Annotated in this window: 9 protein-coding genes and 3 rRNA genes; 1 reads left to right on the top strand and 11 read right to left on the bottom strand. The window is 61.6% G+C overall.

From position 1 onward, the window contains the following. Positions 1–23: 23 nt before the first annotated feature. The 4 genes from rrf to AC1Z3O_RS21625 form a co-directional block, all read right to left on the bottom strand. Positions 24–137, bottom strand: a 5S ribosomal RNA gene (rrf, locus tag AC1Z3O_RS21640). 112 nt (positions 138–249) lie between these two features. Continuing rightward, positions 250–3,127: ribosomal RNA gene (locus AC1Z3O_RS21635) — 23S ribosomal RNA — on the bottom strand. Between the two features lie 336 nt (positions 3,128–3,463). After that, positions 3,464–4,995 (bottom strand): 16S ribosomal RNA (locus AC1Z3O_RS21630). The 16S, 23S and 5S rRNA genes sit together here, the layout of an rRNA operon. Positions 4,996–5,504: 509 nt before the next feature. After that, positions 5,505–5,744, bottom strand: a complete 240-nt coding sequence (locus AC1Z3O_RS21625) for an H-NS histone family protein (protein ID WP_483521899.1) — start codon at positions 5,742–5,744, stop codon at positions 5,505–5,507. A 456-nt stretch (positions 5,745–6,200) separates the two neighbouring features. On the opposite strand from AC1Z3O_RS21625, the gene AC1Z3O_RS21620 reads away from it, so the two are divergent. Further along, complete coding sequence (locus tag AC1Z3O_RS21620) at positions 6,201–6,464, top strand: hypothetical protein (protein WP_483517933.1); 264 nt, start codon at positions 6,201–6,203, stop codon at positions 6,462–6,464. A 329-nt stretch (positions 6,465–6,793) separates the two neighbouring features. Here AC1Z3O_RS21620 and flgL read toward each other — a convergent pair whose 3' ends face one another. The 7 genes from flgL to flgF form a co-directional block, all read right to left on the bottom strand. Next, a complete protein-coding gene (flgL, locus tag AC1Z3O_RS21615; protein ID WP_483517932.1) occupies positions 6,794–8,029 on the bottom strand; it encodes a flagellar hook-associated protein FlgL in 1,236 nt (411 codons plus the stop codon). Between the two features lie 46 nt (positions 8,030–8,075). Continuing rightward, on the bottom strand, positions 8,076–9,983 hold the full coding sequence (gene flgK, locus AC1Z3O_RS21610) for a flagellar hook-associated protein FlgK (protein ID WP_483517931.1): 1,908 nt from the start codon (positions 9,981–9,983) through the stop codon (positions 8,076–8,078). 115 nt (positions 9,984–10,098) lie between these two features. After that, a complete protein-coding gene (gene flgJ, locus AC1Z3O_RS21605; protein WP_483517930.1) occupies positions 10,099–11,106 on the bottom strand; it encodes a flagellar assembly peptidoglycan hydrolase FlgJ in 1,008 nt (335 codons plus the stop codon). A gap of 1 nt (position 11,107) precedes the next feature. Next, complete coding sequence (locus tag AC1Z3O_RS21600) at positions 11,108–12,226, bottom strand: flagellar basal body P-ring protein FlgI (protein WP_483517929.1); 1,119 nt, start codon at positions 12,224–12,226, stop codon at positions 11,108–11,110. Positions 12,227–12,252: 26 nt separating this feature from the next. Then, positions 12,253–12,930 carry a flagellar basal body L-ring protein FlgH gene (gene flgH / locus AC1Z3O_RS21595; RefSeq protein WP_483517928.1) on the bottom strand — a complete coding sequence of 226 codons (678 nt, stop codon included), beginning with the start codon at positions 12,928–12,930 and terminating at the stop codon, positions 12,253–12,255. 2 nt (positions 12,931–12,932) lie between these two features. Further along, positions 12,933–13,718, bottom strand: a complete 786-nt coding sequence (gene flgG, locus AC1Z3O_RS21590; protein WP_483517927.1) for a flagellar basal-body rod protein FlgG — start codon at positions 13,716–13,718, stop codon at positions 12,933–12,935. A gap of 87 nt (positions 13,719–13,805) precedes the next feature. Next, a complete protein-coding gene (gene flgF / locus AC1Z3O_RS21585) occupies positions 13,806–14,549 on the bottom strand; it encodes a flagellar basal-body rod protein FlgF (protein ID WP_483517926.1) in 744 nt (247 codons plus the stop codon). Between the last annotated feature and the right edge of the window lie 16 nt (positions 14,550–14,565).

The raw sequence follows: 14,565 nt of genomic DNA, 5'->3' as shown, positions 1-14,565 counted from the left end.
CTGGGGGGTTCTGGGAATGGAGAGCCTGGCGATGACCTACTTTCACACGGGTAGTCCGCACTATCATCGGCGCAAAGTCGTTTCACGGTCCTGTTCGGGATGGGAAGGGGTGGTTCCGACTCGCTATGGTCACCAGGCATAAGGGGTTGCTGCGCCGGGGTTGAGCCGTCACAGCGAATAGGGATGTAGTCTTGGTTGTGAGGTATCGGCACAGAGGCGATACGTCAACCAGTGAAACACACTGGTTATAGGATCAAGCCTTACGGGCAATTAGTACTGGTTAGCTTAACGCATTACTGCGCTTCCACACCCAGCCTATCAACGTCCTGGTCTCGAACGACCCTTCAAGGAGGTCAAGCCTCCAGGGAATCCTCATCTTCAGGCGAGTTTCCCGCTTAGATGCTTTCAGCGGTTATCTCTTCCGTACATAGCTACCCTGCGATGCCTCTGGCGAGACAACAGGTACACCAGCGGTACGTCCACTCCGGTCCTCTCGTACTAGGAGCAGCCCCCGTCAAGATTCCAACGCCCACGGCAGATAGGGACCAAACTGTCTCACGACGTTTTAAACCCAGCTCACGTACCTCTTTAAATGGCGAACAGCCATACCCTTGGGACCGGCTACAGCCCCAGGATGAGATGAGCCGACATCGAGGTGCCAAACACCGCCGTCGATATGAACTCTTGGGCGGTATCAGCCTGTTATCCCCAGAGTACCTTTTATCCGTTGAGCGATGGCCCTTCCATTCAGAACCACCGGATCACTATGTCCTGCTTTCGCACCTGCTCGACTTGTCGGTCTCGCAGTTAAGCACGCTTTTGCCATTGCACTTTAGGTACGATGTCCGACCGTACCAAGCGTACCTTCGAACTCCTCCGTTACACTTTGGGAGGAGACCGCCCCAGTCAAACTGCCTACCATGCACTGTCCCCGACCCGGATTCACGGGCCAAGGTTAGAACCTCAAACAAACCAGGGTGGTATTTCAAGGACGGCTCCACCGAAACTAGCGTCCCGGTTTCAAAGCCTCCCACCTATCCTACACAGATCGGTTCAAAGTCCAATGCAAAGCTACAGTAAAGGTTCATGGGGTCTTTCCGTCTAGCCGCGGGGAGATTGCATCATCACAAACACTTCAACTTCGCTGAGTCTCGGGAGGAGACAGTGTGGCCATCGTTACGCCATTCGTGCAGGTCGGAACTTACCCGACAAGGAATTTCGCTACCTTAGGACCGTTATAGTTACGGCCGCCGTTTACCGGGACTTCAATCAAGAGCTTGCACCCCATCATTTAATCTTCCGGCACCGGGCAGGCGTCACACCCTATACGTCCACTTTCGTGTTTGCAGAGTGCTGTGTTTTTATTAAACAGTCGCAGCCACCAGTTTATTGCAACCCCTTCACCCTTCTGGCGCAGGCCAGTCAAGCTACCAGGGCGTACCTTATCCCGAAGTTACGGTACCAATTTGCCGAGTTCCTTCTCCCGAGTTCTCTCAAGCGCCTTAGAATACTCATCTCGCCCACCTGTGTCGGTTTGCGGTACGGTCTCGTATGACTGAAGCTTAGAGGCTTTTCTTGGAACCACTTCCAATTGCTTCGCGACCTGAGTCGCTCGCCCCGCAGCCTTGAATTACGCGCCCGGATTTGCCTAAGCGCCTTCTCCACTGCAGGGACCGGGACTTCCAACACCCGGACAACCTTCCGCGATCCGTCCCCCCATCGCATCATACGACGGTGCAGGAATATTAACCTGCTTCCCATCAGCTACGCATCTCTGCCTCGCCTTAGGGGCCGACTCACCCTACGCCGATGAACGTTGCGTAGGAAACCTTGGGCTTACGGCGAGGGGGCCTTTCACCCCCTTTATCGCTACTCATGTCAGCATTCGCACTTCTGATACCTCCAGCATCCTTTACAAGACACCTTCACAGGCTTACAGAACGCTCTCCTACCACGCACTTGCGTGCGTCCGCAGCTTCGGTGACTGGCTTAGCCCCGTTACATCTTCCGCGCAGGACGACTCGATCAGTGAGCTATTACGCTTTCTTTAAAGGGTGGCTGCTTCTAAGCCAACCTCCTGACTGTTTTAGCCTTCCCACTTCGTTTCCCACTTAGCCAATCTTGGGGACCTTAGCTGGCGGTCTGGGTTGTTTCCCTCTTGACACCGGACGTTAGCACCCGATGTCTGTCTCCCGTGATTGCACTCTTCGGTATTCGGAGTTTGCTATGGCGGGGTAATCAGCAATAGACCCCCCAACCATGACAGTGCTCTACCCCCGAAGGTGAGACACGAGGCACTACCTAAATAGTTTTCGGAGAGAACCAGCTATTTCCAGATTTGTTTAGCCTTTCACCCCTATCCACAGCTCATCCCCTAACTTTTCAACGTTAGTGGGTTCGGTCCTCCAGTACGTGTTACCGCACCTTCAACCTGGCCATGGATAGATCATCTGGTTTCGGGTCTACACCCAGCGACTGAACGCCCTGTTCGGACTCGCTTTCGCTACGCCTGCCCTAATCGGTTAAGCTTGCCACTGAATGTAAGTCGCTGACCCATTATACAAAAGGTACGCCGTCACCCCCGAAAGGGCTCCGACTGTTTGTATGCATGCGGTTTCAGGATCTATTTCACTCCCCTCCCGGGGTTCTTTTCGCCTTTCCCTCACGGTACTGGTTCACTATCGGTCGATCACGAGTATTTAGCCTTGGAGGATGGTCCCCCCATCTTCAGACAGGATTTCACGTGTCCCGCCCTACTTGTCGTACACCTAGTTCCACAACGCTGTTTTCGCATACAGGGCTATCACCTGCTATGGCCGGGCTTTCCATCCCGTTCTGCTAACAACACTGCTAAAGAGTACAAGGCTCTTCCCATTTCGTTCGCCACTACTCTGGGAATCTCGGTTGATTTCTGTTCCTGCAGCTACTTAGATGTTTCAGTTCGCCGCGTTCGCTTCCCTTGCCTATGTATTCAGCAAGGGATGACCCATACGGGCCGGGTTTCCCCATTCGGACATCTCCGGATCAAAGCTTGTTTGCCAGCTCCCCGAAGCTTTTCGCAGGCTACCGCGTCCTTCATCGCCTGTGATCGCCAAGGCATCCACCACATGCACTTGTTCGCTTGACCCTATAACGAGTGTGTCTCAAGCTCGCGCTCGAAACGGTTTCGCTACAGGTTGAGTTCTCGCATTTGTGCCGTATTCCAAGTCATCTTTCGATCACTTAAATACTTTGGTTGATACAATCACAACCCGGTATCGTGTTGATTACTTCAGCGCCTCATCAACGCTTCACGACACCTTTACTACATCCCATATTTTTAAAGAACAGCCGATGTTTTCACATCGCTTGGCAACGCCAAATGCAAGCGCTCAACGCTAAGCGCTTGCATTTGGCTAACCACCTGGCCTCAACAACAAACAACCGATAAGTGTGAGTGCTCAACTATGAATGCACGCTCTGGAAAGGAGGTGATCCAGCCGCACCTTCCGGTACGGCTACCTTGTTACGACTTCACCCCAGTCATGAACCCTGCCGTGGTAATCGCCCTCCTTGCGGTTAGGCTAACTACTTCTGGCAAAACCCACTCCCATGGTGTGACGGGCGGTGTGTACAAGACCCGGGAACGTATTCACCGCGGCATGCTGATCCGCGATTACTAGCGATTCCAGCTTCACGTAGTCGAGTTGCAGACTACGATCCGGACTACGATGCGTTTTCTGGGATTAGCTCCCCCTCGCGGGTTGGCAACCCTCTGTACGCACCATTGTATGACGTGTGAAGCCCTACCCATAAGGGCCATGAGGACTTGACGTCATCCCCACCTTCCTCCGGTTTGTCACCGGCAGTCTCTCTAGAGTGCCCTTTCGTAGCAACTAGAGACAAGGGTTGCGCTCGTTGCGGGACTTAACCCAACATCTCACGACACGAGCTGACGACAGCCATGCAGCACCTGTGTCCACTTTCTCTTTCGAGCACCTAATGCATCTCTGCTTCGTTAGTGGCATGTCAAGGGTAGGTAAGGTTTTTCGCGTTGCATCGAATTAATCCACATCATCCACCGCTTGTGCGGGTCCCCGTCAATTCCTTTGAGTTTTAATCTTGCGACCGTACTCCCCAGGCGGTCAACTTCACGCGTTAGCTTCGTTACTGAAGAAATGAATCCCCAACAACTAGTTGACATCGTTTAGGGCGTGGACTACCAGGGTATCTAATCCTGTTTGCTCCCCACGCTTTCGTGCATGAGCGTCAGTGACGTCCCAGGGGGCTGCCTTCGCCATCGGTATTCCTCCACATCTCTACGCATTTCACTGCTACACGTGGAATTCTACCCCCCTCTGACATACTCTAGCCTTGCAGTCACAAGCGCAATTCCCAAGTTGAGCTCGGGGATTTCACGCCTGTCTTACAAAACCGCCTGCGCACGCTTTACGCCCAGTAATTCCGATTAACGCTCGCACCCTACGTATTACCGCGGCTGCTGGCACGTAGTTAGCCGGTGCTTATTCTTCCGGTACCGTCATCCCTCCGGGGTATTAGCCCAAAGGATTTCTTTCCGGACAAAAGTGCTTTACAACCCGAAGGCCTTCTTCACACACGCGGCATTGCTGGATCAGGGTTGCCCCCATTGTCCAAAATTCCCCACTGCTGCCTCCCGTAGGAGTCTGGGCCGTGTCTCAGTCCCAGTGTGGCTGATCGTCCTCTCAGACCAGCTACTGATCGTCGCCTTGGTGAGCCTTTACCTCACCAACTAGCTAATCAGACATCGGCCGCTCCTATTGCGCGAGGCCTTTCGGTCCCCCGCTTTCACCCTCAGGTCGTATGCGGTATTAGCTAATCTTTCGACTAGTTATCCCCCACAACAGGGCACGTTCCGATGTATTACTCACCCGTTCGCCACTCGCCGCCAGACCGAAGTCCGCGCTGCCGTTCGACTTGCATGTGTAAGGCATGCCGCCAGCGTTCAATCTGAGCCAGGATCAAACTCTTCAGTTCAATCTCTGTGTGTCCTTTCGGTTTCCCTACGGGACTCGCTCTTTCGAGCGGTCGCTCACTCTCAGAAAACTGACTGGCTCCGTCCGAAGACGAAACCAAACATGTTTACTGTGCGAGCACTGATAACTTGTAAGCTAGAAGACCGAGGTCTTCCGCATTCGCCATCAAGCACCCACACTTATCGGTGTTTGTTTGTTAAAGAACTTACGCGATTCGCTTTGCTTATCGCGTCGCTGCGTTGTCAGCAGCAGAGAAACGAGATTATGAAGTATTTTCTGCGTTTAATCAATCAATTTCGAGAAATTCTTCATTCTGGAAAGCGCACTCATTCGAGTTGCCCCTAGCCGGCCATTTCCCCCTCCGTTACGCGATGCATTGCGAAACGGGGTGCGAATATTAATGCCTCAATGGCTGACTTGCAAGTCTTTTCGAAAGAAAATTGGAAGAGCCTCTTTTATCACTTGATCGCCCCGACCCACGACCCGGATGAGCACTGAGCTGGTCCGCGCCTATCCGACGCGGAAAAATTCCACGCTCTGCCCCGCATTGACCGCCCGCCGCAGCCACGACGGCATCTCGCCTTGCCCCCACGTGCGCCCCTCGGCGTTGCGATAGCAGACCCTTGGAGGCAGGGGTGGCGGCGGGTCGAAGCGCCCCGCCGTCGCCAGTTCTTCCATCGTCAGCCCGTACTCGGCCATCTGGGCCTGGATCCAGCGGATCGCGTCCGCCCGCTCATTTTTCACTGTCATCGTTGCCGTCGTGGCCGTCATCCCGGTTGCTGGGCAAGCCTGGCGCACCTTGCTTTTCTTCCACTGGCGTCGCCCCGGTCTTGCGCCACCGCCCCGTTCGCGCGGCGCCAGGCACAATTCGGCCAGCAGTTGGCGCGCGAGCGCCGCGGCCTGGGGCTTCGAGCCGGAAGCGGGCTTCGGCCTGCGCTACCGCCGCAAGTTCGGGGCGCAGGTCTTCGACGGCGTACCCGCTCTTCTGGCGCGCGGCGCGCTCCCGGTTCAGTTCGCGCACCGCGGTCGCTTACGCGAACCCCGCGGTGGCGATCTGCCGCCTCTCCGGTAACGAGCCCTTGCAGCGCGCGTACTGACGCCCCAGGGGACCCGGTGGGCCAGTGGTGCTCGACTGGCTCGAGCCGTCGCCGTAGGCCCCGCCCACTACCGTACCCATTTCTGCGAGCTGAAGCATTGCGAATCGCCGTGATCGCAGCCGAGCGCCAGAACCGCTTTGCGGCAATGGATACATGCCGTGACATGATCGTGAGCCTGAGCGAACTCGGCCTCGCGCAGCGAGTGCAAGACCTGATGATGGAATACGACTACTACTTCATGCAAAACATCGACCCTGCGCAATGTCGAGCGATGGCTGTCCACCAAGCTGTGGTCCAGCTAAGAGCGAGGGCGGAAGCGCAAGCGGCGGCGGCGCAACAGAACACCCCCTTCTCCTTCGGTCAGGGGCAATAAAAAACGGGCCAGTGGCCCGTTTTTTATCGTGTCGTGCCCGACCGCCACTCGGGCAGTTCCGGCAAATTGCGCCGCGTTGAAGTTTTGGCTGCTTCCTTCAGCTTGGCCTTCATCGCAGAAATGACGACTACGGTCTTTGCAGCCGTGACGGCGGGCGCGCACCACGACCTTGCGGCCTGTCGTCTGAGCCGTGCCGTCTTTCGGCTTGTGTATGCACGCGGGAACCGCTGAAGATCATGAGCAGTTAGGCGAATTCGCGGCTCTCTATTGCACGACCGTCAAGCTCGACTTGGTCGCCGGCTTCAATTTCAGTTCCGTCCCAGCTCCGCCTACTTACCCAGATACTTGAACAAGCTCATCCCCTGGATCTGCATGAACGATTGCTGCGCCGCCTGCAGCGCAGTCTGCCGCTGGTAGTACTCGGTCATGGCCGAGGCGTAGTTCAGGTCCTGCAGCCCGGACAGCGTCTGCTGGTAGTTCAGGTCGCGATCGGTGCCGATGGTGTTGAGGGCGTCGAGTTCCTGCATGCGCGAGCCGACCGAAGTGCGCACGGTGAGCACATTGTCGAGCGCGTTGCTCATCTTGCGGTTCGCGGTGGCAAGCGCATTGGTCACGTTCGCCTGGTCGGCGTCACTCTGGATCGGCTTCTGCAGCGCCTGAATGGTTTGCTGCAGCGTGGCGAAGATGTCCGTGCCGGCCTGCCGCGCGGGCGCGGCGGTGATGGTATCGCCGTCCTGGGGCTTGCCCGTCACCGAGAAGGAGACGCCGCCTATGTTGATGGCGGCGCCATCGACGTAGTTGGTTGCCGTCCCGACGGTGGCCGGCGGCTGTGCGGACTGATCGGTCACCGTGTACTGCATCCGGTTGGTGACCGGATCGGTGTTGAACTGGATGGAGAACGCGTGGCCATACAGCGGGTCGGTCGGGTCGGTGACCGAGACCGCGCTGAAGACAGCCGTGCCCTTGTTGGTGCTATTGCCTTGCAGCACATAGCCTGCCGATGACTGCACGCTCATGAAGACATCGCGGCCGTTGTCGCCTGCGGCGATCTGGCGCGCCACGTCGACCTGCATCATTTGCTGGCCCGTATCGCCCACGTACTGGATGCCGCCGTTGGCGTCCTTGGTGAACGGCGGCGTGCTCGACTGGAAGCCGGCGAACAGGTACTGGCCATTGCCGTCATCGCTGTTGGCCAGGCCCAGCAACTGGTTGTACTGGCCCTGCAGCGAAGTCGCCAACGACGCGCGGTCCACGTCGCTCAGGCCACCGTTACCTCCCTGGATCAGCAGAGTCTGGATGTTCTGGATCGTGGTCGTCACGCTCTGCAGCGCGTTTTCCTCGATACCCAGACTGTTGTTGGTCTGGGTGCGCGAGGTCGCGTACTGGCCGTTGACTGCGCTCGCCTGCGAGACGGCCAGCGCGCGCGTGGCGGCGACGGGATCGTCGGAAGGCGTAACGATGCGGCGCCCGCTGGCGAGCTGCTGCTGCACGTAGAGCAGCTGGCTCTGCTGGTCGTTCATCGAGGCCAGGCCTTGCTGATACAGCATGGAGGAAGCGACACGCATGGGAATTCCTTGTTGATGCGTTGAGCCGGACGTTCTGCCAGGCAGCTTAGCGGCCGATGCCGATGATGGTGTCGAACAGCGTCGCCGCGGTCTGGATGACCTGTGCGTTGGCCTGGTAGAGCTGCTGGTAGCGCAGCATCGAGACCGTCTCCTCGTCCGTGTTGACGCCCGAGACCGATTGCTGTGCCGACTGTACCTGGGCGGTGATGCTGTCCTGCGAGGTCGAGGCGATCTTGACCGATTTGGCGCGGCTGCCGACGTCGTTCACCAGCTGTGCGTAGGCGTCGTTGAAGCTCGACACGCCGCCGATGGTCTTCGCGTTCTGCAGCTTGGCCAGTTGCAGCGCGTTGCTGTTGTCGGACACGCCACCGGTGTTCGGCGCCAGCGTGAACGTGTCGCCTGTCTTCGGTGCGCCGTCGAAGGTGACGGTCTGGCCATTGATGGTGTACGAAAACGCCGTGCCGCTGGTGCTGGAACCCGAGGGCGTGACCGCCTTGCCCGCTGCGTCGGTGAACGTATAGCCGGAGCCGGTGTAGGTGGCCGTGATGGTTGAGCCCAGCATGGCGAAGTTCGACCCCACATTGCTCAACGCGACCGTCCCGGTGCCGGTATTGCCCGCGCCGACCGCGACGCGCGTCGGCGCGGCGGCAGCGATCTTGGCCGGGTCCTTGATCAGCACATCGAACGCGCTGGCGGCGTTGCGCGTAGGCTGAACCAGGAAGGAGTCATTGGCCTGCATGCCTGCCGTGATCTGCAGGCTGAAGCCGTCGGCGTCCAGTTGCATCGGGTAGGTGCCCGCCGCTGCCGAGGCCACGGTCTTGTTGTCGGACGCCCGCACCAGGCTGTAGTTGGCGCCGTCAAATTTCAGCGTGTAGTCGCTGGTGGTCAGCGCCGATGTATCGGTGATGGTTGGTGTGACCTGGGCCGTGCCGGTGTTGCGGGTGTTCGGCAGCACGGTCGCCTGGCCCACCTGGAAAAGGTCGCCGCCGACCTGGCCGGTCAGGTCGATGCCCAGTTTGTGCTGGTCGTTGAACGTCTGGCCCAAGGCGAGCGAGATCCGTCCGATGGCATTCTGCGCCGCATCGAGCGTTTCGCCGCGGAACTGCAGCAGGCCGCCGATGGAGCCGCCGGAGACAGAGCTGTCGTCCATCTCGACCGCGCCGCCGGTGGGCAGCGTATAGGCCAGCACCGTGCGCGACGGGTCCGCCGAAGACGGCACCGCCTGCAGGTCGTAGGAGTTCCCGCCGATGACCAGCGGCTGGCCGTTGCCGACCACGACGTTGTAGGTGCCGCCGTCCTGCACCACCACCTTGGCGCCGATCAGCTTGTTCAGCTCCGACACGGCCTGGTCGCGCTGATCGAGCAGGTCGTTCGGCGGCTGCCCCCCGGAGGCCGCCGTAGCCTTGGCGATCTCGTTGTTCAGGTTGGCGATCTGCTTGGTGTAGGCATTGACCTCCGTTGTGGAGGACTGCAACTGCGTATTGACCCCGGATTGCAGCTGCTTGAAGTACTGATCGGAGGAGCGCACCTGGCCGACGAGCGCCTGCGCGGCCGACAGCAGGTTCTGGCGCGCGGAGGGGTCGGCCGGCGTATCGGCCACGCCCTGGACCGCGGCGAAGAACTTCTGCATCAGCGGTGCCAGGCCGCTGGTCTGATCGGAGAGCAGGTTATCGATCTGGGCGATCTGGGTCGAGTAGGTCGACAACTGCGCGCTGGCGGTCTGGGCGCCGCGCAGCTGGCCGGTCAGGAAGGAATCGTAGACGCGCTGCACGGTGACCGCGTTCGAGCCCTGCCCGATAAAACCGCTGCTGCTGTACAGGCCACCGGCCGAGGCAATGATGGTGTTCTGCCGCGTATAGCCGGTAGTGGCCGAGTTGCTCAGGTTGTGGCCCACGGTATTGAGGGCGTTTTGCGCGGTGTTGAGTCCGGACAGACCGATATTGAAGAGAGACATGCTCTAACCCTGGATCAGCTTGGCGGTCGCCGGCCGGTGCCGGAGACATGGAATGACTGTGATATCGGCAGGGCGGCCGCCGGACTTTAGCGCCGCGGCGGCGGGTCCGCCCGGCTCAGACAGTGACGCGCTTCATGATCCGGACCAGCTTCTCGCCGTAGAACGGATCGGTGGCATAGCCTGCGCGCTGCAGGCCGCGCGCGGCTTCGTCGGCGCTGCCGGCCGCGAGCACGCCGGCATAGCGTGGATTGCTCGACAGCAGGCGCGCGTAGTCAGCGAATGCTTCCTCATAGGAACCGTAGGCGCGGAAGCGCGCGCGCACCTTCTGCGGCTGGCCGTCGACGTACTCGGTGGTGGTGATCTCAGCCACCTGTCCCTTCCAGTTCGCGCCGGCCTTGATGCCGAACACATTGTGCGTGGTGCTGCCATCCGGATGCGAAATCTCTTTGCGGCCCCAGCCGGACTCCAGTGCCGCCTGTCCCAGGATGAGCCGCGCCGGCACGCCGCTGGCGCGCTCCGCGGCCTGGGCCGGCCCGGCCATGCGGGCGACGAAGGCGCTGACATGCGGCGGCGAGTCGTTCTCGTAGGCATAGCCGCCGTTGTCGGCGCCGCCCTGCCAGGCATAGGCGTCCTGCGCCTGGTACTGGCGCACGCCGGCCGTGGGGTTCCACACGGTGCCCGGCACCACGGTGCCGGGACGCGGCGGCTGGTCGCCGTCCACAGCGTCCGCGCCATCCTGGGCCGCCTGGCCGGCGGCGGCAACGCGTGCCGCCATGCCTTGCGGATCGTCCGGCAGCGCCGTGCCTGCCGCGCGGGCGAGCTGGCGCACCATCACATCGGCCAGGCCGATCCCGCGCGATGACAGGTGCTGGGCCATCTGCTGGTCCAGCATCGACATGTAGAGCTTGCTCTGGTCGTTGTCGAACAGGCCATCCTTCGGCGTGGCATCGCGCATGCTCTTGAGCACCATCTGCGTGAACACGGCCTCGAACTGGCGCGCGGCTGTCTTCAGCGTCTCGCCGCCGGCACCCTGGTGCGCGGCCTGCTTGAGCATTTCGAAGCCCTGCGTGTCGAGCGCGAAGCGCTGCGACAGGTCGGCCTGGGCAGTGGCTGCGCTGTTCATGTCAGATCACCTCGAGTTCGGCGCGCAAGGCACCGGCGGCGCGCATGGCCTCCAGAATCGTCTGCAGGTCGGCCGGGGTCGCGCCCAGCGCGTTGAGCCCCTTGACCACGGCGGCCAGCGAAGCCCCGGCCTTGACCATCTGCAGCGAGCCGCCGCCCTGCTTCATGTCGATCTGCGATACCGGCGCCACCACCGTCTGGCCGCCGCTGAACGGTGCCGGCTGGCTGATCACCGGCTGCGTGTTGATCACGACCGACAGGTTGCCGTGCGCCACCGCGCAATCGTCCACCATCACCGCCTGGTTCATCACGATGGAACCGGTGCGCGCGTTCAGGATGACCTTGGCGGCGCCCTTCTCGGGGATCACGTCCAGCCCCTCGATGCGCGCCAGGAAGCCCACCCGCGCCGCCGGCGACGCCGGTGCGCGCACCTGCACCACGCGCCCATCCAGCGCGGCCGCGGTACCGCCTCCCAGTGCGCGGTTGATGGCCTCCACCACGCGTTGCGCGGTGCCGAAATCGGTTTCCTTCAGCTCCAGGTTGAGCAGCCCGCCCTCAGGCTGGAACGCGGGCACGCCGCGCTCGACGATGGCACCGTTGGCGATGCGCCCGACCGCGAGCTGGTTGACCTGTACCTTACTGCCGTTGGCCGACGCGCCCGCGCCGCCGACCAGCATATTGCCCTGCGCGATGGCGTAGACCTGGCCGTCGGCGCCCTTGAGCGGCGTCATCAGCAGCGTGCCGCCGCGCAGGCTCTTGGCGTTGCCCATCGACGACACCACCACGTCGAGCTGGCTGCCCGGCTGCGCGAACGGCGGCAGGCTGGCCGTCACCATCACCGCCGCCACGTTCTTGAGCTGCATGTTCTTGCCGGCCGGCAGGGTGATGCCGAGCTGGGAGAGCATGTTGGTCAGGCTCTGCGTGGTGAAGGGCGTCTGCATGGTCTGGTCGCCCGTATTGTCGAGGCCGACCACCAGGCCGTAACCGACCAGCGGGTTGTCACGCACGCCCTGCACCGTCACCAGGTTCTTCAACCGCTCCGCCTGCGCGCTGCCGCACAGCGCCAGACCCCACAGCAGGCCGACGAGGAAGAGGCGAAGCAGGCGGAAGCGCGAAGACATTGGCGAAAACGGATTGAGATGGGACATCAGAATGGGGAAACGCTGAGGAAGAAGCGCTGCAGCCAGCCCATGTTCTGCGCTTCGTCGATATAGCCCTTGGCGGTGTACTCGATGCGCGCGTCCGCCACCTGGGTGGAGGGCACGGCATTGTCGCCGCCGATGGTGCGCGGATTGACCACGCCCGAGAAGCGGATGAACTCGGCGCCCTGGTTGATCGCCATCTGCTTCTCGCCGGAAACCACCAGGTTGCCGTTGGGCAGCACCTCCAGCACGGTCACCGTGATGGTGCCGCTGAAGGTATTGGCCGCGCTGGCGCCGCCGCTGGCCTTCATGGCGTTGGCGCCGCTGATGTTGGCGTTCTGGCTGGTGCCGAACAGGCCGCCCAGCGCGCGGGGCACCGAATCGAAGGACAGCGTGGCATTGCCGGTGCGGCTGGCGTTGGTGCCGGAGTTCTTGGTCGCGTTGACGTTCTCGCTGATCACGATGGTAAGGATGTCGCCCACATTGCGCGGGCGGCGGTCCTCGAACAGCGGATTGCCGGCGTAGGATCCCTGGAAGATCGATCCGCTCGGCGCGCCCATGGGACGCGATTCCGCGCGCGCCGAAGTGGGCAGTTGCACGAGCGGCTCGCGCGGCACCAGCGCGCAGCCGGAGGCCAGGCAGCACAGCGCGAGCGCCCCCAGTCTGGGCAGCATGGCAGCCATGATCAGCCGAGCTGGCCCAGGCGCTGCAGCATCTGGTCGGATGTCTGCACGGCCTTGCTGTTGATCTCGTAGGCGCGCTGCGTCTGGATCATGCTCACCAGTTCCTCCACCACGTTCACATTGGATGCTTCCACATAGTTCTGCTGCAGCACGCCGGAGCCGTTCAGGCCCGGCACGGTGGTATTGGGCGCGCCAGATGCGTCGGTCTCCACGTAGAGGTTCTCACCCTGGCTCTGCAAGCCGGCCGGATTGGCAAAGGTGGCGAGCTGCAGCTGCCCGATCTGCACATTGTTGCTGGAGCCCGGCTGGGTCACGGAGACGGTACCGTCGCGCGCGATGGTCAGCGAGGTGTAGTTGGCCGGCACGGTGATAGCCGGCTGCACGACGAAGCCGCTGGAGGTGACCAGCTGGCCGTTCTGGTCGCTCTGGAAGGAGCCGTCGCGCGTGTAGGCGGTGGTGCCGTCCGGCATCGTGACCTGGAAGAAGCCGTTGCCGATGATGGCCACGTCCTTGCTGTTGCCGGTCTGCTGCGGATTGCCCTGCGTGTGGATGCGCTCGGTGGCGACCGGGCGCACGCCGGTACCCAGTTGCAGGCCCGACGGCAGCGTGGTCTGGTCGGACGACAGCGCGCCCGGCTGGCGCACGGTCTGGTACATCAGTTCCTCGAACACCGCACGGCCGCGCTTGAAGCCGTTGGTCGATACGTTGGCCAGGTTGTTCGAGATCACGTCCATCTGCGTCTGCTGCGCATCAAGACCGGTCTTGGCAATCCAGAGAGAGCGGATCATGCTTGGTTTCCTTGCACGGCCGCCAGCGGACGGCCGCGATCTGTATCTGTAAGTCGAGAGGCCGGCGCGACGGTGGCCGGCCGGCCGTCAGTTGGTCGAGAGCAATGCGTTGGCGCGCTGGTCGTTGGAGTCAGCGCCCTGGATCATCTTCATCTGCATCTCGAAGCGCCGCGCATTGGCGATCATGTCCACCATGGCCTCGACCGGGTTGACATTGCTGCCTTCCAGCGCGCCCGAGGTGACGCGGACCGTGGCGTCGGCCTGCAGCGGCTGGGCGCCGGGACGCAGGCGGAACAGACCGTCGTCACCGCGCGCGATGGCGTCGGCGGGCGGGTTGACCAGGCGCAGCTTGCCCACCTGCGCCAGGCCATTGGCGGTATCGCCCGGCCCGCGCGCGGTGATCGCGCCGTCGCTGCCGATGGTCACCGTAGAGCCCGGCGGCACGGACAGCGGGCCACCATCGCCCATCACGGGCAGGCCGCCGGCGGTCAGCAGCTCGCCATTGGGGCCGAGGCTCAACGCACCCGCCCGCGTGTAGGCTTCGCCGCCGTCCGGCGTCTGCACGGCCAGCCAGCCATTGCCCTGCAGCGCAACGTCCAGGGAACGCCCGGTGTAGGTCAGCGGGCCGGCCTTGAGGTCGGCGCCGGGCGTGCTGGCCAGCGTGAAGGCGCGGGTCTGGGTCTCGGCCCCTACCACCGGCACCGCGCGGAACATATTGATCTGCGCGCGGAAGGCCGGCGTCGAGGCGTTGGCCAGATTGTTGGACACGGCCGCCTGCTGGTCCAGCGTCTGCTTGGCGCCGGACATGGCGGTGTAGATCATGCGGTCCATGACTTCGTCCTAGCCC

Source organism: Cupriavidus sp. 09_S30 (genome assembly GCF_056930435.1).
The sequence above is the reverse complement of the archived record's forward strand: the minus strand, read 5'-3'. Positions and strand labels throughout refer to the sequence as shown.

Excerpts from the sequence above, each read along its gene's own strand:
- flgJ (WP_483517930.1), bottom strand. The coding sequence starts at position 11,106 with ATGAACAGCGCAGCCACTGCCCAGGCCGACCTGTCGCAGCGCTTCGCG.
- flgK (WP_483517931.1), bottom strand. The coding sequence starts at position 9,983 with ATGTCTCTCTTCAATATCGGTCTGTCCGGACTCAACACCGCGCAAAAC.
- flgG (WP_483517927.1), bottom strand. The coding sequence starts at position 13,718 with ATGATCCGCTCTCTCTGGATTGCCAAGACCGGTCTTGATGCGCAGCAG.
- flgL (WP_483517932.1), bottom strand. The coding sequence starts at position 8,029 with ATGCGTGTCGCTTCCTCCATGCTGTATCAGCAAGGCCTGGCCTCGATG.
- AC1Z3O_RS21625 (WP_483521899.1), bottom strand. The coding sequence starts at position 5,744 with ATGACAGTGAAAAATGAGCGGGCGGACGCGATCCGCTGGATCCAGGCC.
- flgH (WP_483517928.1), bottom strand. The coding sequence starts at position 12,930 with ATGGCTGCCATGCTGCCCAGACTGGGGGCGCTCGCGCTGTGCTGCCTG.
- flgF (WP_483517926.1), bottom strand. The coding sequence starts at position 14,549 with ATGGACCGCATGATCTACACCGCCATGTCCGGCGCCAAGCAGACGCTG.
- AC1Z3O_RS21600 (WP_483517929.1), bottom strand. The coding sequence starts at position 12,226 with ATGTCTTCGCGCTTCCGCCTGCTTCGCCTCTTCCTCGTCGGCCTGCTG.